Annotated in this window: 21 protein-coding genes; 11 read left to right on the forward strand and 10 right to left on the reverse strand. The window is 46.5% G+C overall.

Annotation, left to right across the window (positions count from 1 at the left end):
• The 5 genes from AC27G9_RS10310 to AC27G9_RS10330 all read right to left on the reverse strand — a co-directional run bounded on the left by AC27G9_RS10310 (nt 1) and on the right by AC27G9_RS10330 (nt 3103).
• Nucleotides 1-483 (reverse strand): (2Fe-2S)-binding protein, encoded by a 483-nt coding sequence (locus AC27G9_RS10310; protein WP_487073816.1) that lies wholly within the window; start codon nt 481-483, stop codon nt 1-3.
• 221 nt (nt 484-704) lie between these two features.
• The gene (locus tag AC27G9_RS10315; RefSeq protein WP_487073818.1) at nt 705-1388 is read right to left on the reverse strand and encodes a DsbA family oxidoreductase; all 684 of its coding nucleotides are present in this window, start codon (nt 1386-1388) and stop codon (nt 705-707) included.
• Nucleotides 1385-2107, reverse strand: coding sequence for a glutathione S-transferase family protein (locus AC27G9_RS10320; protein WP_487073820.1), 723 nt, complete (start codon nt 2105-2107; stop codon nt 1385-1387). Before AC27G9_RS10320 ends, AC27G9_RS10315 begins: the two co-directional genes overlap by 4 nt.
• Nucleotides 2104-2511: a hypothetical protein gene (locus AC27G9_RS10325; RefSeq protein WP_487073822.1), complete on the reverse strand. Its 408-nt coding sequence runs from the start codon at nt 2509-2511 to the stop codon at nt 2104-2106. The genes AC27G9_RS10320 and AC27G9_RS10325 overlap by 4 nt, the downstream gene beginning before the upstream one ends.
• A gap of 7 nt (nt 2512-2518) precedes the next feature.
• A complete protein-coding gene (locus AC27G9_RS10330) occupies nt 2519-3103 on the reverse strand; it encodes an NAD(P)H-dependent oxidoreductase (RefSeq protein ID WP_487073824.1) in 585 nt (194 codons plus the stop codon).
• Nucleotides 3104-3223: 120 nt separating this feature from the next.
• Between AC27G9_RS10330 and AC27G9_RS10335 the strand changes: the two genes are divergently transcribed.
• Nucleotides 3224-3613 (forward strand): winged helix-turn-helix transcriptional regulator, encoded by a 390-nt coding sequence (locus AC27G9_RS10335; protein WP_487073826.1) that lies wholly within the window; start codon nt 3224-3226, stop codon nt 3611-3613.
• A gap of 39 nt (nt 3614-3652) precedes the next feature.
• Here the strand turns inward: AC27G9_RS10335 and AC27G9_RS10340 are convergent, their stop codons facing one another.
• Both AC27G9_RS10340 and AC27G9_RS10345 read right to left on the reverse strand, forming a co-directional pair.
• Nucleotides 3653-5107: a tryptophan halogenase family protein gene (locus tag AC27G9_RS10340; protein WP_487073828.1), complete on the reverse strand. Its 1455-nt coding sequence runs from the start codon at nt 5105-5107 to the stop codon at nt 3653-3655.
• 3 nt (nt 5108-5110) lie between these two features.
• Nucleotides 5111-6139 carry a LacI family DNA-binding transcriptional regulator gene (locus AC27G9_RS10345; RefSeq protein WP_487073830.1) on the reverse strand — a complete coding sequence of 343 codons (1029 nt, stop codon included), beginning with the start codon at nt 6137-6139 and terminating at the stop codon, nt 5111-5113.
• Between the two features lie 357 nt (nt 6140-6496).
• On the opposite strand from AC27G9_RS10345, the gene AC27G9_RS10350 reads away from it, so the two are divergent.
• From AC27G9_RS10350 to AC27G9_RS10380, 7 genes are all read left to right on the forward strand, one after another.
• Complete coding sequence (locus tag AC27G9_RS10350; protein ID WP_487073832.1) at nt 6497-9229, forward strand: TonB-dependent receptor; 2733 nt, start codon at nt 6497-6499, stop codon at nt 9227-9229.
• Between the two features lie 55 nt (nt 9230-9284).
• Nucleotides 9285-10802, forward strand: a complete 1518-nt coding sequence (locus tag AC27G9_RS10355; RefSeq protein ID WP_487073834.1) for a tryptophan halogenase family protein — start codon at nt 9285-9287, stop codon at nt 10800-10802.
• Nucleotides 10795-13278, forward strand: a complete 2484-nt coding sequence (locus AC27G9_RS10360) for a family 20 glycosylhydrolase (RefSeq protein ID WP_487073836.1) — start codon at nt 10795-10797, stop codon at nt 13276-13278. Before AC27G9_RS10355 ends, AC27G9_RS10360 begins: the two co-directional genes overlap by 8 nt.
• A 112-nt stretch (nt 13279-13390) precedes the next feature.
• Complete coding sequence (locus tag AC27G9_RS10365) at nt 13391-14281, forward strand: glucosamine kinase nucleotide-binding domain-containing protein (protein ID WP_487073838.1); 891 nt, start codon at nt 13391-13393, stop codon at nt 14279-14281.
• Nucleotides 14278-15276, forward strand: a complete 999-nt coding sequence (gene nagB-II, locus AC27G9_RS10370) for a glucosamine-6-phosphate deaminase NagB-II (RefSeq protein ID WP_487073840.1) — start codon at nt 14278-14280, stop codon at nt 15274-15276. The genes AC27G9_RS10365 and nagB-II overlap by 4 nt, the downstream gene beginning before the upstream one ends.
• Before the next feature lies 1 nt (nt 15277).
• Nucleotides 15278-16402 carry an N-acetylglucosamine-6-phosphate deacetylase gene (gene nagA / locus AC27G9_RS10375; RefSeq protein WP_487073842.1) on the forward strand — a complete coding sequence of 375 codons (1125 nt, stop codon included), beginning with the start codon at nt 15278-15280 and terminating at the stop codon, nt 16400-16402.
• Between the two features lie 17 nt (nt 16403-16419).
• Nucleotides 16420-17742: a sugar MFS transporter gene (locus tag AC27G9_RS10380; protein WP_487073844.1), complete on the forward strand. Its 1323-nt coding sequence runs from the start codon at nt 16420-16422 to the stop codon at nt 17740-17742.
• Between the two features lie 57 nt (nt 17743-17799).
• On the opposite strand, the gene AC27G9_RS10385 is transcribed toward AC27G9_RS10380, so the two are convergent.
• Genes AC27G9_RS10385 through AC27G9_RS10395 form a run of 3 tightly spaced genes read right to left on the reverse strand, consistent with a single transcriptional unit; the run spans nt 17800 to nt 21437 of the window.
• Complete coding sequence (locus tag AC27G9_RS10385; RefSeq protein WP_487073846.1) at nt 17800-19161, reverse strand: alkaline phosphatase PhoX; 1362 nt, start codon at nt 19159-19161, stop codon at nt 17800-17802.
• Nucleotides 19162-19170: 9 nt separating this feature from the next.
• Nucleotides 19171-20097 (reverse strand): GTP cyclohydrolase FolE2, encoded by a 927-nt coding sequence (gene folE2 / locus AC27G9_RS10390; RefSeq protein ID WP_487073848.1) that lies wholly within the window; start codon nt 20095-20097, stop codon nt 19171-19173.
• 5 nt (nt 20098-20102) lie between these two features.
• On the reverse strand, nt 20103-21437 hold the full coding sequence (locus tag AC27G9_RS10395) for a dihydroorotase (protein ID WP_487073850.1): 1335 nt from the start codon (nt 21435-21437) through the stop codon (nt 20103-20105).
• A gap of 175 nt (nt 21438-21612) precedes the next feature.
• Between AC27G9_RS10395 and AC27G9_RS10400 the strand changes: the two genes are divergently transcribed.
• The 3 genes from AC27G9_RS10400 (at nt 21613) to AC27G9_RS10410 (ending at nt 23892) form a co-directional block, all read left to right on the forward strand.
• Nucleotides 21613-21963 (forward strand): hypothetical protein, encoded by a 351-nt coding sequence (locus tag AC27G9_RS10400; protein WP_487073852.1) that lies wholly within the window; start codon nt 21613-21615, stop codon nt 21961-21963.
• 114 nt (nt 21964-22077) lie between these two features.
• The gene (locus AC27G9_RS10405) at nt 22078-22908 is read left to right on the forward strand and encodes a pirin family protein (RefSeq protein ID WP_487073854.1); all 831 of its coding nucleotides are present in this window, start codon (nt 22078-22080) and stop codon (nt 22906-22908) included.
• 3 nt (nt 22909-22911) lie between these two features.
• Entirely contained in the window at nt 22912-23892 is a 981-nt protein-coding gene (locus tag AC27G9_RS10410; protein WP_487073856.1) for a glutathione S-transferase family protein, read from the forward strand.
• Nucleotides 23893-24007: the final 115 nt, after the last annotated feature.

Below are 24007 nucleotides of genomic sequence, written 5' to 3' on the forward strand. Positions count from 1 at the left end.
TTAAGCATTCTCTCGAGGATCAAATGTCTGTACGCCAGCTTGCCCATTGGCTGCACGCTTTATCGCTTTTTTGATTCGCACGTAAGCCATACAACGACAGTAATTTGTACTCATGTGATTGACGATGTCTTGATCACTGGGGTTCGGATTTTTATCCAATAACGTGGCGGCTTGCATGATTTGTCCCGATTGACAGTAACCGCACTGAGGGACTTGTTCTTCAACCCAGGCTTGTTGCAATGGGTGTTCATTATTGAGCCCTTCAATTGTGGTTATGGCTTTGCCTTTGGCGAGTGAGACTGGAAAAGAACACGATCGGATGGCGTTACCATCAATATGGACCGTGCATGCCCCGCACATAGCAATACCACAGCCAAACTTGGTACCTTTTAAGCCAAATTCATCTCTGATTACCCAAAGGAGTGGTGTGTCTTCACTGACGTCCGTTTTGACAGTGTTCCCGTTTAATGAAAATTCGATCATGGTCTTGCAACCTCTAAGTTGTGAGTAGCCAATCATGGCTAGTGCCTGTTGTTTTTTTGCACTAATAGTGTAGACCGTAAAGATTAGAGCAAGGGCGAGTCATTTCAATTAGTCACTAAAAAGTAACCCCAGCTATAATTAGCTAAAACTATGAATTTAATATGGTTTTTAAACTAATTTTTTTGTGACTCGCCGTTTAGGTATACAAGGTAGTACCCATGCTATCCATCAATGTTTGTAGTTTGGGCAATGGCACTTTGTATCGCATTAGCAAAGGTTTGTACTTCGTGGGCACCCGACAACCCTACCTTGTTGTTAAAAATAAACGCAGGGACTGAGCTTATTCCTTTGCTGGTCCAAACCTGCTGTTCCTCTCTGACGTCTTCGGCATAGGTTTGTTCTGTTAGTACTGCTCTTACCGACGATTCGTCTAAGCCAACTGCAACCGCTTCTGCTACCAACACTTCAGTATCTTCGATAACCTTGGCCTCACTAAAAAATGCAGAGAACAACCGCAATTTCATCGCTGTCGCTTTATTGGATTGCCCCGCGAAATGTATAAGTTGGTGGGCTTTAAAGGTGTTGAACATTCGCATGTCATCGAAGTAGTGAAACTCGAATCCAAGCTCTTGACCAAGCTGTGTCAGCATTGCTCTGGCTTTGATGCTGTTTTCCAATGTTGTGCCATACTTGGCAGCCAAATGTGCCCGTAGGTTCTCGCCACCCTCGGGCATGTTGGGATTTAGCTCAAACGGACGCCAATGAATAGTAGCCTCAACGTTGTCTCGCAATAGCTCAAGCGCTTGCTCTAAGCGTTTGTAACCAATAATGCACCAAGGGCAAACGACATCAGAAACGATGTCGATTCGCACATTTACTTTTGTTGAAGTATTTGAATCATTCATGCTTTTTTCACGTCACTTTTAAATCGTTCGGCGTTCTCACGCTCTAGTGCCTCGACATCACCTTTGCCAAAAAATGCCCAGAACGGTTTTGGGATTTCCAGCGCTCGCTGTGTCGCCTCTCTATTATCAATTCGCTCAAACCAAGCTTGTAAGTGTGGCAATCCCTCAATTGACACGTTCGCCCAATAGTAAGCTCTTGCCCAAGGATACATGGCCATGTCAGCAATGGTGTACTCGTTATTAACAAGATACGTTTTGTCTTTGAGATGAGTATTGAGTACTTCAAATAGACGTCGGCTTTCGTCTACGTATCGCTTGATAGCAAAAGGGTGGTTTTCCCCTTGTTTAGCGGCAATACGCTGAAAATACATAGCTTGCCCCATCATCGGGCCAACACCACCCATTTGAAACATCAACCACTGCAGCGTGCGCGACTTTTCTTTTTCATCACTGGGTAAGAATTGCCCATATTTCTCTGCCAAGTACCATAAGATTGCCCCGGATTCGAATACCACAAAGTCGTCATTTGATCGGTCGACTATGGTCGGAATGCGGCCATTAGGGTTGAGCTTCACGTAATCAGGTGCTTTTTGCTCTTGTTTAGAGAAATCGACAAACGTGAGGTCGTACTCAATGCCGGCTTCTTCTAAAAAGATAACGGGCTTCCAACCATTCATTGTCGAAGCGGTATAGAGGTGAATAGCTTTGTGTTGGCTCATTTGTTAGCTCCTTGATGTGATTCGTTTGGGCGTTGTTCTTCTACAATGATGGCTACAACGTCTGTCTCGCCGATATTGGTCACTTGGTGTGTCCAAGTCTCATGCCACATCACTTGACCACTTGATACATTTACGTCAAAAGAGGGGCCAATTGATGGAGTGATACGAAGTTGTCCACCCATTTCAAAATAGACGGTTTCATTGTGATGAGTATGAATATTGTCACTCTCTGTTGGTTTTAGAGTCATTTTCATCACCACGACTTTGTCGTTTTCGAGTAATAGCTGATAGTGCGCTGGCGAAGCAACATAAGCGGCATCCGCTGGATCACTGTTGACGGACGGTGTAACCATAGATAGCAAAATCGCCAAAATACGCAGTAAATGGGTGGAAGGTCTCATCATGATGGCCTTAGAAAAAACGCGTTAAGTGGGCATCGAATCGCGTAAAATCGTTATCAATGTCAGCGTTTTTCATTACGTCAAAACAGGCAAACGTATCGAGGGGAGTCATATCGAAGAACCGGAAGTTCATATGCATTGGGAAAAACAGATCATCAACGCTTTTACCTTGGAATAGAAACTCTTCGGGATCGTCGAAGGACTCTGCAGGAGCATTAAAAGTCAGCGATAACATATAGCGCTTACCCGACAAGGTTCCGCCCGTACCGTAGTTCGCTTTTGGGGCGCCTGCGTGTCTGCCGTCACCGTTACACAATTGGCCAGCCATGCCTGCGGTGTAGACTTCGTCCATGTATTTTTTGAAAGACCAAGGTACGCCCATCCAGTTAACAGGTGATTGCAAAATAATGGTATCTGCCCATTGGTGATTGGCTAGTTCGGCTTCTACATCGATTGTCTCTTGCATGGAGACAACACGCACTTGGTGGCCTTTTTCTTCCAGTAGATTAACGGCTCTGTCTACTAAGGCTCCATTGAGTTTGCCTTCAGAAAACGGGTAGTACTGATGGGCGTTGATGATAAGAATATGGCTCATGATACACTCCATTAAATTCGTCGAAACACAATAAGATAATATGTGGTATATTTTAGTTACCTAATTATGTTGTGCAATTAGTATACTTTTAGTAACTACCCATTTTGAGGTTAGGAATTAGTGAAAAGCCAAATAAAAACAGACAGTAAAGGCAGAAAAATTGTTTTCAATGTTTGTGATGAACCATGTTCGATTGAGCGAGGTATGCGCCTGATCGGCGGTAAATGGACAGCATCGATTATCTATCATTTGAAAGATGAGCCCGTGAGATTCAATGATTTGTGCCGGATGCTCGGTGGCGCGAGTAAAAAAATGATCGACCAAAGACTCAAAGAACTGGAAGCCAATGGTATGGTGTTACGCGAGGTCATTGAACAACGCCCCATCGCCGTGACTTATGAGCTCACGGATTTTGGCCGATCTGCACTTGAGATTTTAGAACAACTTCGAGTTTGGTCCGAGGCGCATCACGTTGGCCAAGCTGGCCAGCCACAAGGGCAGGTAATCTAGGAGTCAGTCGCCCTGTGGTGTTATAACCTTAAGAACACGCTAATTGGCGGCAAAGTATTTTGCCACCAGTGCCTGCAGTGTTTGGCGGCTTGATGAGGTGGGAATGACAGTATCTTTGTCACTGCCATCAAATTGACCCATACCGGCAAAGATGCAATACCAAGATGGACGAAGGTAAACGAGTTCCTTCGCCACATCGTTTAGCGCCTTGTCGAAGTTTTGCCCCGTTTGCCAAGCGTTGTACAAAGCGTCAAGGGTAGGCGGCACCACCATCCTCTCTCGGCAGGCCTGCCAATATGGAGTATCGATTCTGTCATTGAGTAAGTAATGGGCGGCAATATAGTCTCGAATACCATCGAACATGCGATTGATATCGCTATTGTATTTATCTTGAATGGACGCCGGGGACTGGGGCTGCCAGCTGTCAATCAATTGTGAAATAGAATATTGAACTAACATTAATGCTGTTGCTTCGAGCGGTTCGATAAAACCTTGAGCGAGACCAATAGCGGCACAGTTTCCCGACCAATGTTGCTCAAGACGACCGACTTCCATCTTGAGGTGGCGCACTTTAACGTCCGATGTCTCTTCAATGTCTAATCTGTGCTTTAACTCACTTTCTGCTTGTTCCGGACTGATAAAATCACTGCAGTATACGTAACCATTACCGATTCGCGAGGTGAGCGGAATTTGCCACATCCAACCACTTGAAAGCGCCTCAGAACGCGTTTGCAACTGCAAAGGGTGCGTCTCATTGTGAGGTGTTTGTATTGCTACAGCGGCGTTGTTGAACAACGTATCTGCATAACTGAGAAAATCACGGTTTAGGGCTTTTTTGGCCAAAATGCCGTTAAACCCTGAACAATCAACGAAGAGTTCAGCTTCCAGACTGCCATGGGCACTCGTGTGCAAACGCTGAATAGATTTGCCGTCTGAGTCAACACCCTCAATGGTGTCGATGATGTGCGTTAAGCCAGCTGACAAACAGTGTTGTTTCATCACTTCGGCCAGTTTACCGGCGTCGAAGTGATACGCATAATCAATTTGCGTGTCGACGTTAAGCGCAGAGGGGCAAAGCCCTTGGCGCACGAGCTCAGCTGTAAGGAAGTAGTGTTCAGGGTGACAATCCCGGCGTTGCCCTTGACGTCTCTGATTGACGGCATCGAAAAATTGATTGCCAGTATCTAAATCAAATGGCGTAAAAAATGGATGAAAATAACCGGGGTAAGCGGGGTTTTGAGTCCAAGCATCAAACTGAATTCCGACTTTATATGTCGCGTCGCATTGTGGCATCCAATCGGACTCGGCGAGACCAATCTGTGCGAAAAAATACTTCATAAAAGGTGTAGAACCCTCGCCAACGCCAATGGTACCGATTGCCGATGATTCAATTAATTGAATGTCTGAGCGCGGCCAGTGTTTTTGCATTAAACACGCTGTCATCCAACCCGCGGTACCACCACCGACAATGATTACTGAACTGGGTTGGCTCATACGCTACGCTCCTTTAGTCGACTCGCGTACCACGAGTTCAGGGGTGAAGTAAACCGGCTCTGATGGCACGAGTTGACCGGCTCTTTTCCTCGCTTTGATACTGCTAATCAAAGACGATGCCGCGGATTTTGCAATTTCTAATGTCGGTTGAGCGGCGGTAGTGAGTGGAGGAAAAGTTTGGCGTGAAAATGGACTGTTCTCAAAGCCAGCGATAGCAAGATCATTAGGTACATCCAGCCCTTTCATGCGAGCACCAAATAAGGTACCTGCGGCGATCTCATCATTACATGCGAAAACAGCAGTTGGACGCTTGTCTAGATTGATCAAGATCTCGGCACTTTCCACACCCGTACCGAAAGAGTAGGTGCCGTCAATGATGAGATTCGGGTCGGAATCAATATGATTATCTTGCAATGCTGCGCGGTAGCCATTTTGTCGCTCAATAGTAGATTTGTGCTCTCGGTCACCCGCAATGAAAGCAATTTTTCCATGGCCCTGTTTAATGAGGTGATCAGTAATCGCATAGGCCGCTTCAAAGTCATTGACAAGTACACAGGGCAGTGTCGTATCGGGGGCATTATTGCCTGACAGTACGCGCACGTAATGGATACCTTTGTCGTCAAGCGAAGACAGCACGTTTGGCATTTCTGAAAGCGGAGGAGATAATACTAGGCCGGCTAGCCTAGCGCTTTCGACCATGTGAATTAATTCTTCAACAATGGATGGACTGGAAGCATCACATGGATGAATAAGCAGTTCGTAACCGTTTGTGCGACACTCATCCAAGATGCCATTTTGCATGTCAATAACATAGTAAGCATTTGGGTTGTCGTAGACATAACCCAGTACGAAATTATCGCGCCCGGCTAAATCTCTGGCTGCTTTGTTAGGCTTATAATCCAGTACGCGAATTGCCTCTTGGACCTTTTCTAACGTATTGGGTTTAACCGTTCCTTCGTTGTTAATAACACGAGAAACTGTCTTAATCGAAACCCCTGCGTATTCGGCTACGCTTTTTATTGTTGCAGGCACAAATATTCCCTTCATTGTTGTTGAGTACGAACATTAAATACGGCTGATAAAACCGCAGTTCAACTGTGAACATAGTTCGATTTCTACTGGTCAATAAGCGACTATTTTAACTGACTTGAAGACGCTAATCAGCCTGTAATCCTCCTGACTTTGATGCCAAACGTTTGGAACAAATGGTCAGTATTTTTTTAACATTTTTGTAATTTTTAATTTGCAAAGCTAATTTTTATACAGTAAGGTTACCACTCAATGACAACGTTGTCATTATTTTGGGCACGAAATAATCACAACCTCTTGTCATTTTATTTAACTTTAAATGACAGCGTTGTCATTCTGAGAATTATAAGGATTTGGACGATGAACACACACAGAGTCAACAAACTTACTTCTAGTTTGCGACTGGCGTTTGCCCTCGGCGCTGTCGCTTCGGTAGGAGCAACACCAGCATTCGCACAAGAAGGGGCTAATGAAACCGAAGTCATTCAAGTGATGGGAATTCGAGGCAGCCAAAAAGCCAATATCAATGCAAAGCGCCTTTCCGACGCAGTGGTTGATGCTATTACCGCTGAGGATATCGGTAAGTTCCCTGATAAAAACGTTGCGGAATCGCTTTCGCGTATACCGGGTATCACCATTGACCGAGATTTTGGTGAAGGCCAAGGTGTGACCATTCGTGGTGTTCAACCCGATCAAAACCTAACATTGGTCAATGGCCAAGCGGTTGGAACGGCACAATGGTTTGTTCTATCTGACGCGACCCGTAACTTTAACTTCGAAATTCTTGCTTCTGAGATGATCTCAGGCTTAGAAGTGTATAAGTCGTCTCAAGCTGACCTTGATGAAGGTGCTTTGGGTGGTACGGTTATTTTGCGGACTCGCAAGCCGTTAGATATGGAAGCCAATACAGGGCAAGTTTCGGTTGAAGCACAATACAACGACATTGCTGAAGAAACGGATCCATCAATTTCTGGCTTGTATAGCTGGAAGAACCAAGACGAAACATTTGGCGTGCTGTTTTCTACAAGCTACCAAGAACGTACCGTCAGACGCGAAACTAATGAAGATTTTGGTTGGTTTGGTCCGAGTATCGCCCGAATCGACCCTTTAATCGAAGCACCAGCAGGTGCATCTGATAAAGGCGCACTGCCATGGGGAATGGGCTCTGCGCTATTCCAGCAAGATCGCGAAAGACTTGGTTTTGACGTGACAGCTCAATGGGCTCCAAATGAGGACTTTGATGTATCACTTCACTATCTCTCCTCAACGCTGAAAGCTGACAACGTGAACTCTAACCTCATCGGTATTCCTTTCCGCGGAATTGCATTTTTAGGAACGGATACAAACCCAGGAACAGTCAGCAGTGATGGTGTAGTGGAATCGCTACAAGTCTCTGGTGTCGATAATCGTCCGGCTTGGGCTCGCCATATGGCTTACGACAACATCTTCCGTGAAGGTTCTGAAATGTCGACAGAGATTCTCGACTTAGAAGGAACGTATCAACTAGAAGAAGGCACAATTCACTTCCAAGTGGGTACGACCACGGGTGAAGGGGAAAACCGAGACTTCTTTACGGAGTTTTGGGTCGATGCCAACGATCCACGTGCGGCATTTAACTTCTTCAACCCCGGCGGTACCGACCCATATATCGACTTCACTGGCCCAAGCCCATGGTTGGCAAATCCCACTGATGAAATGTGGCTTGGCGGAATCTTTGATCAAAAGAACGTGACTGAAGATGAAGAAAATTATGCTCAAGTCGACTATTCACATTTTGTGGATTGGGGCGCAGTAACGGAAATTAAAAGCGGTGTGAAACTCCGTAGCCGTAGTTTCTCTCAAAATCGCCATCGCACAGATTTAAACAACCTAGCACCGATTGGTGAGGGAAGTTTGGGGCCTGCGAGCCAGTTCTGGTCGGGAGACATGGTGAATGTTAGCCACTCTGAAACAAATGCTGTAGCGGCGAGCTATTTCTTCCCAGACCGCGACTCTATGTACAACGCGCTCTATAACGTCGCTGAGTGTAATGACAGCAACTCAGATGGACTTTGCCGACGCAACGACGTCTTCCAATCTGATGCGTCGTTTGAGATTGAAGAAGATATTACGGCCTTTTATACCATGGCTAAGTTCAGCGGTGACGGGTTCAGAGGTAACGTTGGTTTGCGTTATGTTGAAACTGACACAACTTCGAATGGTTATGACCTGAATACCGGCGCAGCGGTGTCTTTTGACGGAGGTTATAACGAATGGTTGCCAAGTTTAAACGTGTCATATGACCTGACTCAAGATGTTGTGCTTCGCTTCGCTGCAGCGCGAGTTATTACTCGACCAGCGCCATTCCAATTGGCTCCGGCGGTTAACTTAACGCCAGAAACGAGCTCAGGTACGGCAGGTAACCCTGGTCTGAATCCACTCACAGCGAATCAGTTTGAAGCGGGAGCGGAATGGTACTTCGATGATGCATCAATTGTTGCTTTCACGGTATTCAAGAAAGACATCAATGACTTCATCTTTACCAAAACGGTAGCGCGCGAAATCAATGGTCAACAAATCAATCAACTCAGCACGCCAGAAAATGGTGGCTCTACAACTATTGAAGGATTTGAAGCGCAAATTCAACACACCTTTGATAATGGTTTTGGTGGTTATGCTAACTACACATACACGGATGTAGCCGATGCTGATATTGATGAGGCCGCGCCAGTACTGGATGACGCCGGTAATATCGTCGGTGCAACCTTGGTTACTCGTACGGTAAGTTTCCCAAATACGTCGAAAGATTCATTTAACGTTGGTGTGTACTATGAGACTGACTTGTACAGCGCTCGTTTGAACTACAACTACCGTTCAGAATACTTCATTGCACAAACGGAAATTGGCGACAGGTATCGTGACGAACAATCTCAATTAGATGCACAGTTTAGTTGGAATCTTACTGAGACGATCACGTTAAAAGCTGAGGCGCTCAACCTGACCAACGAAATATGGGAAAACTTCTACGTTCGCGAAAGTGACGGTAAGCGACTCGGTGGCACTCAAAGTGCAAATGGACGCCGATTCTTTATCGGCGCCAGCATGAAGTTCTAAATTCAGTGTGTTAGCCAGCCCGAAAGGGCTGGCGCAGCGTATAAGGTGAGTCACAATGATGAATAAAGATAAAATCGTTATTGTTGGTGGTGGCACCTCTGGTTGGATGGCTGCAAATATGTTGGCCGCAGAGCTGCCTTCGGCCGCCATCACTGTGATTGAAACTGACGCTGTTCCTACAATTGGGGTGGGCGAAGGCTCAACCCCTTTTTTTAAGGCATTTTTTGAGCGGATTGGCATTGCAGAAACTGAGTGGATGCCAGCGTGTCACGCAACTTACAAAACGGGTATTACTTTCCCCGGTTGGTCGGGCGATGTTACGCCCAATTCGTATTTTCACCCTTTTTATAATGAAGTCGATAGTGACCAAGTGCCGGTTTTCTTTGCGGCTTGTGCAGCAAAGCTCAAAGGCTTTGATTGTCATGCTCACCCTGACGATTTTTTCGTAACGGGACACCTAGCTCAGAGCAACAAAGCGCCACTTCACGATGTTATCAAGCTCGACTACGGATACCATTTTGATGCAGGCTTACTCGGCGAGTTTCTTAAAAAAACGGCAATTGGCAAAGGTGTTAAACATCTTCGCGACAAGGTCACACATGTGACTTTGACTGGCGATGACACCATCGCCTCTATCGATACGGAAAACTCGGGCCAAATTTCAGCCACCTGGTATATCGATTGTACTGGTTTTAGGCGGTTACTTATTGAATCAGCAATGAAGCAGCGTTTTGTCTCTTATCGCGACAGCTTGCTGTGTGATGCCGCGGTGGCGTTCAGTCGTTCGCGTAGCAGCAAAGAACCGATGAGAAGTTCCACTTTGTCCACTGCGGTTGAACAAGGATGGATTTGGGAAATTCCCTTATCTCATCGAACGGGTACTGGTTTGGTTTACAGTGAGCGCCACAACAGTCAACAAGACGCAATTGACGCGTTGTGCTCTCACCTCAAGCAGCAACAACCTGAACAGTGGAAGTCACTCAAATGGCATCCCGGGCGTATGCAAAACTCTTGGGTCGGAAACTGTGTGGCTATTGGTTTGAGTCAAGGTTTCTTAGAGCCATTAGAAGCACCAATGCTCAATATCACGCAGCAATCCATCAGTTTGTTTATCGAGAGCATTAAAAGTGACGTGTTATGGCCGCAAGAAGCGTTTAATCAACAAGTTGCCGCAATGTTCGAGGGGACAAGAGACTATGTACAAGCACACTATTTGTTGAATCAGCGGCACGACTCAAGTTTTTGGTCTGCTGCAAGAGAGTCGTTAGTTGTGTCAGAAGGTCTTGCTGCGCTATTGCAATCTTGGTCAAAGGGAATGGCGATTGATGGCGTACTCAGGCACTATCCTCATCTGAATTTCTATTTGAAAACGTCTTGGTATTGCTTGTTATCAGGTTTAGATTTTTATCCAAAGTATCCGAATGGTAAGCAAGACTTACCCGCTCATTCGGCTCAGATTATTACTAAAGCGCAGCAAAACGCTATGGCAATCGCCAATCAATTTAGTGACCATGGTCAAACATTGCATGGCCACGCTCAAAGCGCATTTTTGGGAGAGTTAAGTTTTGCGTAAACCTCTATTTTTTCTTTTCACGGCATGTGTCGTTGCCAGTTGCAGTAGTGCTTTATCTTCTTCTACTGAAGCCGATGCCAGTGCTATTGCAAAACAAATTGACGTTTTCTATCAAGTCGACAGTAATGTTGGGCAGGTAAACTGCGATACTCCTGCAAACTTTGGCAAGTGCTTCTCTGCTAGCGTTACCTATCGGGCGGGTGCATTGGGTGTGCCGAGCAACACCGTTATTTATTTCAGCCATATATCTCCGATACAGTCGACGAGTCGAAATGATGTCAAAATTGAGCACTTACAAGGTGATTTTCACAAGCTGACATTTGCTAACGGAATTGAGAAAAACAGCGAAGTTACGTTTGAAATTTTAGCGCCTTTTTGGCATGCCGCGCGCAGTGATGTGATGCCTAATCAATACCTGACTATTGGAGACAGTGAACCTGCAATAATTAGCAGCACTCAACGTCAAATTGAGCAAGGTTCTGGAATTTCTTATAGTACCCACGCTGGCAACTGGCAGTTACCTCAGCAATATAAACGCAATGCCAATGATCAATTGGCTCTGGAAACCACAGACTATATTTATGAGCAGTTGCCAGAGGCGTGGTCGCCACAGGCCAAAGTTCGCGTTATTCCACAAGTCAATCAACGCCAAGATTCTACAAATCGCAGACCTTTTTCTGGAATTGCTCCGGCCGCGCTAAAACCGTATTTGAGTGATGATATGTTAGCGCAACTTGAGGTTGTCGGATTGCTTTCAAACGATAACCCTGAGGAGATAGCAATTTCCATTGATGCACAGCATTTTGATTCCGTGTCGGGTTATCAATTGACTGTGTCTGATGATATTACTATCAGTGCTGCCAGCCAGGTAGCATTGGGCTATGCACTGACGACGTTGTCACAGCTGCTCGATTCAGATGGTCAGGTCATAATGACCAAGATCATTGATAGCCCCAGGTTTGCATTGCGGGGTGTTCACCTTGATGTAGCACGCCACTTTTTGGGCGAACAAGCGATTGAAACATTGCTCGAACAAATGTTTCAGCTCAAGTTAAATACTCTCCATTTACACTTGAGTGACGACGAAGGTTGGCGCGTTGAAATTCCCCAACTCCCCGAGCTGACTGACATCGGTGCTTACCGATGCCATGATTTAAGCGAAACCCGTTGCATATTGCCCCAATTGGGTTCCGGTCCGCACAGAGATGCGCAAGGCAATGGCTTTTTATCGGTTGAGCAATACCAAAGGTTGCTCAAAAAGGCTCAAGCGCTAGGAATTGAAATCATACCTTCATTCGATATGCCCGGCCATGCAAGAGCGGCAGTGAAAGCAATGGAAGCCAGATACAAAAAGTATTTTGCTCTCGGAGAGTTAGATGCGGCTAAAGCCTACTTACTCTCTGATCCGAACGACCGCACTCGCTACGCGTCTGTCCAGTTTTACAACGACAATACGATGAACCCGTGTATAGAGAGTAGTTATCGATTTGTAGAGACAGTCTTGAAATCGATTATACAGACACACAGAGAAGCGGGTGTTCCGCTAAAAACTTACCACTTGGGAGCCGATGAAACCGCCGGTGCCTGGGTGAATTCGCCAATATGCGTTGCTATGGGTGAAGATCCAGAGCGTTTGCGCAGTAAGTTTGTAGGCCGAGTTATTGAAATCGGGAATCGTCTTGGACTGACCATGGCAGGTTGGAGTGACGGTATGGAAGATACCCTTGAGCAAATTGCCGGCAAACGTGTTCAAGTTAATATCTGGGACACGCTGTACGGTAATGGCACGCAAAAAGTCAGCGAATTTCTAGCACATAAAATTCCAACGATTCTGTCATTCCCCGACATTCTGTATTTCGATTTTCCTTACCGTAATCATCCAGATGAACCGGGTTATTACTGGGCTTCAAAATCAACGAGTACTCAACGCGTATTTGAATTTATGCCGGGTAACTTGCCTGCCCATGCGGATCTTTGGAAAGACCGGTTTGGGCAAAATTACATCGATTCCCATGTGGCGCCAGACGCTTCAGCCTTACTCGGAATCCAAGCTCAACTGTGGACGGAAGTCACACCTAACCAAGCGCATATGGAATACATGCTATTCCCCCGATTGTTAGCATTTGCGGAACGGGCGTGGAGTTATCCTCAATGGCAAGACGATTTTGGTCAACGAGAGTGGTTTGTATCCCGCGATCAGGATTGGCAAAACTTCGCCAAAAGCATGGTAGTGACACAATTTCCTCGACTTGATAAAGCAAAAATTAACTACCGCGTTCCCTTGCCTGGGACAAAGTGGCAAGAGAACCGACTGACATTAAAGGCGAGTTTGCCGGGATTGATCTCGGAGTTTAGTCAAGACGGAAAATCTTGGTCCCTCTACACGGCACCTATCACTATTGATGGTCCTGTTTGGGTGCGCGCTCGAGTACCAAATAGCGATGCCACTAGTGCGCACGTTAAATTGGAAAATTAAATTCAATATATTGAAAATAAATATAAATTTTAAAATGACAGCGTTGTCATTTTGCGGTAAGGTGTTACCCAGAATCACGACAGTGCTACGGTGTAAACAACCGGATGAGTAAATGAATACAGAGTACTATTACATAGGCATTGATGGCGGTGGGACACATTGTCGAGCCAGACTGGAAGATGCGAATGGCAAACTTATCAGTACAGGCTTGAGTGGATCAGCGAATGTTATGCGTTCACTCGCGATTAGCCAGTCTTCAATCGTCGAAGCTATCGAGGACGCATTGAGCCATACACCTTTGACGATCGAATTTAATCAACTGTGCGTAAGTGCTGGTTTGGCTGGAGCGAATGTGCCATCTGCATACAAAGCGATTGTACAGTGGGCTCACCCTTTTCATCAGTTTTCAGTGATCAGTGATTTACACGCGGCGTGTATTGGTGCGCACCAAGGCAATGACGGGGCAGTTATTATCTGTGGGACAGGCTCCTCAGGGACCCGTTACTCTAATGGCAAATTTGAAGACGTTGGTGGTCACGGTTTTCTGGTCGGGGATATGGCCAGCGGTGCATGGTTAGGGCTGCAGGCAGTACAGCACGTGTTGCAAGTCCTCGATGGATTATTGCCGATGGATTCGTTAACCACTGCTATCAAGGCACAACTAGGCGTCGAAAACGCGATTTCTCTAGTACAACGTATCTCTGAATATCGCCCCAAACACTATGCATCACTCGCTCCGATTGTGGTTGAACAAGAGGAAGCGGGCGACCCAACATCATCAGCCATTTTGTCTCAAGCGACAGCTTATTTGCAGTCGCTAGCGGAACGCTTACTGGCAGACAATGATTGTAACCTGGCTATGATAGGTGGTTTATCAGACGTGTATTTCCCCAGGTTTACCGATTCTCTCCAAAGCCGAGTCAGTCGCTGTGCATCAAACCCCGAACAGGGGGCAATACTTTATTTCAAGCAAACTCACAGAATTCAGGAGAACCAAAAATGAGCCAATCTATAATGGCTGCCGAGGCTGCACAAACACCGAGCGTGATTGCCGCACAACTAGAAGCGAATCAATCTGTGTGCCGTGAATTGGTTGCGTCTCTGACTGAGTTTGACCCACGAATGATTATGATAATCGGCCGCGGTTCATCAGATCACGCTGGTGTGTTTGCAAAGTATTTGTTTGAAGTAGAAATGGGATTGCCTGTTTGCGCCGCTGCGCCTTCCGTATCTGGTGTGTACAATCAGCAGCTTAATATGTCCAAATCACTGGCGATTGTTATTTCCCAATCCGGACGTAGTCCAGATATCCTTAAGCAAGCCGAATCGGCAAAAGCCGGTGGCGCATTTACGGTTGCCTTGGTAAATGACGAGGCGTCTCCCTTGGCCGCTTTGGCAGATGCGGTACTGCCAATTCGGGCCGGAGAAGAAAAGGCAGTCGCAGCAACAAAAAGTTACCTCGCTACGCTTTCTGCATTGGTGCAATTATGTGCAATATGGTCAAACAATCGTTCTCTGTTAGAGGCATTGACACTGTTGCCCGAAGGATTGAAAAGCGCAATAGACAGTCCTAGGCAATTACGCACAGAAGCGCTTGAAGGGATAAAAAATGCGGTGGTTCTCGGTCGAGGGTTTGGCTATGCGGTAGGCCGAGAAGTCGCGCTAAAATTAAAGGAAGTACTCAGTATTCACGCCGAAGCGTTTAGTAGTGCTGAGTTTATTCATGGCCCAGTAACCTTGGTAGAGCGTAAACTTCACATTATTGATTTGCAGGTAGAAGATGAGTCTTGGCCTTATCACAAAGACATCATTGCCGATGTGGAATCTCGCGGTGCGTCACTTCAAGCGATTTACAGTGGTGACAAATCATTGAATCGCAGACTTCAGCCGCTACTTGTATTGCAGCGCTTTTATCTGGATATTGAAGCTATTGCGGTTGAATTAGGCTACGACCCCGATCAACCCCCCGGTTTGAACAAGGTAACCAAGACGGTTTGATATGAAGATTACGGTAGACAATGTGCTGACGAGTTGTGGTTGGCGAAAGGACGCGACGGTTGAGTTTGACGGCCAAACTATTTCCTTCATCCGAGCTGCAACAGAAGCTGAAAAGCAACATGGTTTTTCAGGGTATTTAATACCGGGCTACATCGATACACAGGTCAATGGTGGCGGTGGTGTGTTGTTGAATCAACAACCAGACTTAGCCGCGATAAAAGCGATGTCTAATGCTCATCTCAGGTTTGGTACAACCGGCATGCTGCCAACGGTGATAACGGATAACGCCGATGTAATGCAACACAGTGCTGATGCGATTGCGGAAGCGATAGCGGCGGGCATGAGTAATATTTTGGGCATACACTTTGAAGGGCCATTCTTAAGTAAGGCCAAGAAAGGGGTGCACGAAGAGCGTCTGATTCGCGTGCCCACCGACATTGAAATAGCAACTGTCACTCGCAAGGACATAGGCGAAGTCATGGTGACATTGGCACCGGAGTGTGTTGAGCTAAGCTTGATACAAGAACTCGTCAGTGAAGGTGTTTTGGTGTCGCTAGGCCATACCAATGCAAACTTCGAACAAGTCAACGAAGCCATTGCGGCTGGTGCAACCGGCTTTACCCACCTTTACAATGCCATGTCACCTTTAACATCGAGAGAACCCGGTGTTGTAGGCGCGGCGTTGTTGGCTAAAGAAGCCTACTGTGGCTTGATTGTCGATCATCATCACGTGCACAAAGACAGCGCGAAAATTGCTATCAATCTTAAAGGTTGGGAACGCACCATGTTGGTAACCGATGCTATGGCGCATGTGGGTAGCGACTTGGACACCTTACCGTTTTTTGATACCGAAATTTTGCGCCAAGGGAGTAAGCTGACAACACCGTCAGGTACCTTGGCTGGCTCATGCTTAGACATGCATGGTGCGGTGTTGAACACCCACAAAGACTTAGGGATAGAATTAGCCGATGCGGTAGCTATGGCATCTCATACACCTGCGGCATTTCTTGGGCTCGGTGATTCAATGGGAGCGCTAGCGCCGGGCAAACGTGCCAACGCGTTATTGCTTGATGAATCATTGACATTACAGCAAGTGTGGCTCAGCGGCCAAGCCGTAAACGAATAACGAGAGAGGGGATAACAATGACGACAACAACTCACTCCAGTATACCCGCGGTACAAAAATCGTGGTTTCCCATTGCCTGTATCGGTTTGCTGTTTTTTATCTTCGGCTTTGTAACCTGGATAAATAGCGCGCTGATTCCATTTTTGCAGATGGTTTGCGAATTATCTGAGATAGAAGCGCTGTTTATTGCGTTCTGTTTTTACTTTGCGTATGTCGTGATGGCCATACCCATGGCAAAGATCTTGGAGAAAACTGGGTATCAAAAAGGCATGTCTTTGGGGCTAGTGATCATCGCCTTGGGTTGTTTGTTATTTGTGCCCGCAGCAATCACTAAAACCTTTGCTGTATTCCTTGTTGCGCAATTTGTCGTCGGTTCAGGTCTTACAATACTTCAGACTGCATCTAATCCCTATGTGGTAAGACTGGGTCCTGAAGAGAGTGCTGCCGCTCGTATAGCTATTATGGGGCTATTAAACAAAGCGGCGGGTGCTTTGGCACCAGTACTGTTTACCGTATTGGTATTAGGTAATTTTGCGGATATTACCCAGGCTTCACTGGCGCAGATGGATGAAGCAAGCCGTCTTGCACAAATCGATTCAATGAGTGCAAAACTTATTACGCCGTATGTGGGAATCGCGATAGCGCTGGGGCTACTGGCGTTGGTCTTTGGCAAGATATCATTGCCAGATTTGACTGCACAAGAGCGAGAAGAGAGTCAAAGTCATCAGCCAGCGAATTCGGTTTTGGCATTCCCCCATCTCGTTCTCGGAGCAGTAACCCTGTTTTGCTATGTCGGTGTAGAGGTGATTGCCGGGGATACCATCGGGCTCTATGGTTCATCATTAGGCGTCGCGAACGCCACATCGCTCGGCGCCTACACCATGACGGCGATGGTGATTGGTTACCTGTTGGGCCTTATTTTTATTCCAAAGCTGATAAGCCAAAGTGATGCGTTACTGTTTTCCGCCGGGCTGGGGCTAGCACTGTCACTTGCTATTGTATTCGCTTCCAATACATCGACGGTAATTTCCAGTGTTATCTGGGGATGGGCGGGTATTCAAGTTATCCCTGATACGCTCGCGTTGATTGCACTACTTGGCTTAGCGAATGCCATGGTTTGGCCTGCGGTTTGGCCACTGGCATTGGAAGGATTGGGCAATATGACAGCGAAAGGCTCTGCAGTGTTGGTCATGGGTATTGCAGGTGGTGCGATTTTGCCATTGGTATACGGTGTGGTGGGCGAAGTCAGCTCTAGCCAAGTCGCTTACAGTGTGATGATTCCATGCTATGCGTTCATTGCTTATTATGCCTTACGAGGGCATAAAAAACGCAGTTGGTGAAAACACGCTTTAGTGTAGCGTCAATACACCACTGTGGTCTATTGACGCTGACTAGATCTATACCATCGCTGACCATGGGCCTCGAATAGCGAGAGTTTTTGTCGGAGAATAGACATTTACAAACAACGTTTGTCCATCGGGTGAAAAGCACGCGCCGGCCAATTCAGTTTGCAATGACAATTTTGCGAACGTATAGATTTTGCCCTCGGGCGTCACTCCTCGAAGATGGTTCTCTACCGTGTCTGTGTACTGATCTTCACATACGATCAGATGGCCATTTGGAGTGACAGTCAAATTATCCCCAAAATTAAACAGTGACGGGTCCTCACTTTCTACGAAAAGTTGTAGTTTGCCAGGAGAGTGGATTTCGCCGGGCTTGCCTTCGTCAGGAGATGGTTGATAGCGCATGACTTGCCCAAGTTTTTTGCTACCACCGCTCGTACAACAGAAGTAGGCGTCATTGTCACCCCAATGAATGCCTTCGCCTCGCGCAAAGAGGGCAGCACCTTTGTTATGACCTCGAATACGCAGGTCATCATTAGGACTTTCAGGATTGTCCAACGTAACCCACTGAGTATCGTACCAAACCGATTTTTGCATGGTGTGGCGTTTCCAATTTCGCGAGTCAAATTTTGGTTTGCCTTTTACCACCAACGCTTGCAAGGTTCCACCCTCTGCGAGTTTCTGCGGTACATTCGGGATAAACCGATAGAGTAAACTATCGTTGCGATCTTCCGTTAAGTAAACAATACCTGTGCGTGGATCGACGGCCGCTGCCTCGTGATTAAACCGTCCCATGGCTTTGAGCGGGATGGGATCAACCAAACCTTTGGCATTGGCTGGTACTTCAAAGATGTATCCGTGATCTTGGTTCAGCCCATTGGCTTTGCCATCGACCGACTCTTCGCAGGTTAGCCAAGTTCCCCAAGGGGTAATACCACCAGAACAATTTCTAACGGTGCCAACTAGGCTTAAATATTCCGCTTCTTTTTGCTTGGTTTGGGTATTGTAAACAATGGTGCTGGTACCGCCGGGGAAGGCAACACCATTTTCGTAGGCGTCGTAAGCTCGGTCGGCTTTGTGTTGTTGAATCGAAATAGGTTGATTAATGAGATGGCGATAATGCAGCTCATGGTTCCTCACCAGTGCTACGCGGTTATCGTCCAACGCAATACATCCCATGCCGTCAGCACGGTCTGGAACATGAAAACCATCAGACATGGTTTCTGCGAGAGTGGAAACGACCTCATAACTAAAGCCTTTGGGTAGGTCTAGAATACCCGCGGGATCGGAAACTAATGGGCCATAGCCAGGGTCTGATACAGCACCGGAAATTGCGGTTTTACCCAGTGCGCTTGTGGCTAGTCCTGCAAACGCAAGGCTTACTGAACCGAGTGTAAATTGTCGTCTTGTAATCATCAGAAATCCCTATAAGTGCATTAAGCTTGCGCTATGGCTATGTTTAAAATCAATGGCCACCGCATTGTGTGGATGCAAGCTTTCTTGGTGTTCTACCTTGAACCAATAGTCATCAACTTGCGACATATTTGCAATACATTGTTTTAGCCGTCTTGCGGCATCTTCGCAGAATAACAAATTATTGCCGTTCAGTTCTGCGAACGCTTGTTCGTCGAGGCGTTTTACGGCGGTCTGCAATGGCGTGCCAATGGCTTGCTCTAATGTACGAACGAGGCTCGACAGTGACTTCGCTTGCGCGTCGTTGACTTGCAAAATGACATAGGCAAATGAACGCTGATTATGTGGAGTGGCAATGTTGACTGTCTCGTCTTGCAGCCAAGCAATGAGTTCATTTTTATCGATGGTGTTAGACGAGAAGCTGGCGTCGATTTTATCAGCGGTCAATTGCCTTGCCAGTGCGGCAGAATTGGGACAGGTACTTGAGTACGGTATCGTGATGGCGATTGTTGACGTGTTTACGCCCTCTACACGCCGCCTTGTCCATTCAATGGTATACGCTTGATAACCTTTGTTATCCGTCAATAAAGCGGGCTTTTCGGTCATCAAACTGAAGCGAAAGCTGACTTTGGCGTTGACACTTTTTCCCTGGTGAGAAGCCAAAACGTCCGCTAAATAGTTGTCTATAGCCTCAGTAGATAACTGTTGAGAAGACAAGTGAGATTGTAGCTTTAGGTACAGACGTGACATATGAATGCCTTTGTCATCGGTTCGCAAATCGACAAAGGTATTCACTTGGGCATTGACCATAGCATTGAAGTTATCATCAATTTTAATTGGTAGATCAATGGCTTCCATACCAACCCATTGGATTGGCGAGGAGGGGATATAACTGGTTTTAGCCGTGATGTCCGGCAAGTATTTTACATCGTTTTGCATAAGGGTTACCGATTGAACTCCAACGCCATGGACGGGCTAGTTGAGCTTAAAGTAAACCCGTCGTAGACAATGTGTCCGTTCACAATGGTGGCTTTGATTTTGTGTGAGAAGGTCACGCCGTGGAAAGGCGTCCAGCCGCACTTATAGCGGGACTGGCTATCACTTGCCGTGGTTTGTTCGCGGTCAGAAACGGCGACTAAATCGGCATAGTAACCTTCGCGTACGAATCCTCTGTCTTTGATTGCGTAGCGAATAGCGGGGTTATGAGAGACTTTCTCTACTACATCTAACATGGAAAGACGTTGGGTTTTAGTATGTTCAAGTACACTCAACAACGCATCTTGAACGAGAGGCAATCCAGCCGGCGCCTGCATGAAGTCAGCCTGCTTTTCTTCAAATGTATGTGGTGCATGGTCGGTGGCAATGATGTCAATTCTGCCTTCATTCAACGCTTTTAATAGCGCTTCTCGATCAGTGGCTTGTTTGATTGCAGGGTTACATTTAATAAGGTTACCTAAGCTGCCGTAGTCTTCGTCAGAAAACCACAAATGATGTACGCAAGCTTCTGCGGTGATCGATTTGCCTACCACAGGACCCGGTTCGAACAATGACATTTCTTTCTCGGTGGTGAGGTGCAATACGTGCAATTGGCTGTTATATCGTTTAGCTAAATCTACGGCGTATGATGAAGACGCGTAACAGGCCTCATGATCGCGAATAATGGGATGGTCATGAATGTTAAATGACGAGCGGCTCTGCTTCAGTTTTTCAAGATTTTGTGCGATGACTGCCCCATTCTCGCAATGGGTAACAATGAGTGACGGACAATCGCGGAAGATGCGTTCAAGTGCCTCTGGGTGTTCAACGAGTAAGTCCCCTGTTGATGCACCCATGAATACTTTGACGCCACAAACCCAACTTGGGTCGACCCGTTTAATCTCTTCAATATTGTCGGGCGTCGCGCCCAGATAAAAAGAATAATTTCCAAAGGCGTCCCGTGAGGCAATATCGTGTTTTGCTCGTAGGGCGTCAATGGTGGTGGTAGAAGGCTTCACGTTTGGCATTTCCATGAAGCTGGTAATACCGCCTACGGCTGCTGCACGTGACTCAGTAAATATCGAACCTTTGTGCGTTAGCCCAGGTTCTCTAAAGTGCACTTGATCATCAATCATACCCGGCAACAACCAATCGCCATCCAAATCGATAACGGTTTGGTAAGGTTGGGCGCTGATATCCGGCGCAATTTTGTCAATTCGTTGGTTTTTAATCTTAACGTCGGCGTAGGTTATCGAACGTTCGTTTACGATTCGCGCATTTTTGATGAGCAATTGATGGTTCAAACTGCAACTCCTTATCACACTTTAGATATGTGATAACATAACATTTATAAAGGCAGCGATCATGTCATTTTATTGATCCCTTTGTTGCAATTTATCAATTAGTCGAGTGTTTTGCTCATTGGTTGGATGAAAAGTGAGCGCTGTTCTATGCTCAATGTGTAACGAGGAGATCACTATGAAATACTATATAATCGGTTCTCTCTTTTTGGTGTCATTGGTGGCTACCGCCGGTGTCGATCATCGTCATCATGATGAACATGCTCACAAGCATGGATTGGATTGTGGCCATGCGGCTGAATGGCACGTGGATCACTTTGATTATGAGCACGATGGACACGATCATCATCAAGATGATGGCGCCGTACATGAGGCTGATCTGCCGATTCACCAAGGGCATCAGCACGATCACGGACTAAACTGCGGTCACGCCTCCCGAGTGACAAAAGGGATCACGGAATATCATCACGATGGCCATTGGCATCATCAACACGGGGCCCACATACACGAAACTCATGCTAAAACATAATTCGATTAAATCGAATAACACGGGCGTAAATCTCAAATAGAGTTCGAATCCTTGCAGGCGTAGGCTTACAACATTGTTATCAAGTTGAGTAAACCAACGCAGGAGGATTCGACGATGAAAGTTGTCAGTACCCTAACTAGCTCACCTACCCAAGACGGCGATGGCGTCAATATTTCGCGCGTGGCGGATTTCACTGGCAAACACCTCGATCCTTTCTTAATGATCGATGAACTCAAGTCTGACGACGAAGCCGACTTCATTGGGGGCTTTCCTCCGCATCCTCACCGTGGAATGGAGACGTTTACTTACATGATCAAAGGCGGGTTTGAACACCGTGATCAAATGGGTAATCGCAAGATCATTGGGCGTGGCGACGTGCAATGGATGAGCACAGGGTTTGGTGTCATACATTCGGAAATGCCGGTAGCTGCAGAAGACGGTATGCATGGCTTCCAAATTTGGGTCAATATGCCCGCTAAGGACAAACTTAGGCCAGCTATATACCAAGATTCAGTAGAAAGTGGCTTACCCGTCATTGAGAACGAGCAGGGAGCGCAGTTACGTATTCTTGCTGGCAATTGGTCTTTAGGAGAGCGTACTGGGACATCTTCATTAAACGCTCTGTCTGCCGATGCCGCCATTGCTGATATTCGACTGACTGCTGGTGGGAAGGCTCGGATAGATAGAAGTCTCCATGAGCAGGTACTCGTATACGTCCACACCGGCAATATGAACGGTTATCCAGAGAGAACATTGATGGTAATCGACCCTAAGCAGTCGCTAGATTTTTATTCAGAAAGCGGTGGTGGAGCGCTCGTTTTTTCGGCGAATAAAATTAATGAGCCAGTGGCACACATGGGGCCTTTTGTAATGAATACTCAAGCCCAACTTCACCAAGCAGTAGCAGACTTTCGCGCTGGCAAGTTCGGTACAATAGGAGCATAAGCAATGGGATTATTGATTGATGGTGTATGGCAAGACAAATGGTATGACACCAAAAAGAGTGGGGGTAAATTTCAGCGAGAAGATGCCCAACTGCGAAATTGGGTGACGCCAAATGGAGAGGCTGGCCCAACTGGGCAAGCGGGTTTTAAGGCGGAGGCAAATCGCTACCATTTATATGTATCTTTGGCGTGCCCATGGGCACATCGAACTTTGATTTTTCGCAAGCTCAAAGGTTTAGAGGATTTGATCAGTGTGTCAGTAGTCAGCCCCGATATGTTGAGTCAAGGTTGGACATTTGAGCAAGCGAGCCACAGTACAGGGGACCGCTTGTTTGATTTTGACTTTATGCACCAAGTCTATACGAAGAACAACGCTAACTATTCAGGTCGTGTCACTGTTCCCGTCTTATGGGATAAGCGGACCAATAAAATCGTTAGCAATGAGTCTTCTGAAATTATTCGTATGTTCAACTCTGCGTTTAATGAACTGACAGGCAACACGCTAGATTTTTACCCTGAAACGATGAGAGCGGCAATCGACGACGCAAACGAGTTTGTCTACCACACTATCAATAATGGTGTGTATAAATCAGGCTTTGCCACGAGTCAGGAAGCGTATACAGAGGCATATAACGCCTTGTTTCATGCACTGGATAAAGTGGATGAAATGCTGGGACAACAACGCTTTATTGCCGGAGATGCTCTCACGGAAGCCGATTGGCGACTGTTCACTACACTGATTCGGTTTGACCCTGTTTATTTTGGCCACTTTAAGTGTAATAAGCGCCAACTGGAGGATTACAAAAATATCCCCCATTACATCCGTCAACTTTATCAGGTTGAGGGGGTTGCTGAGACGGTCGATTTTTATCACATAAAACGGCACTACTATTACAGCCATACGATGATCAACCCCACTCAAGTGGTGCCTAATGGCCCTGATATTGACTATGGTTCAGCACATAATCGTGGGCAAGTAGACTAGGCAGTGAGAGTCAGCAAAGAGTTCAATACGCCCTAGTGTCTGACCTGTGTAATTGAAGTGTTAGCGTGATAATACGCTAACACTTCGAGTGAAAAATGACTGAGTTCGAGTATAT

The sequence above is a fragment of the Alteromonas sp. 5NS40-0096 genome (assembly GCF_057544385.1).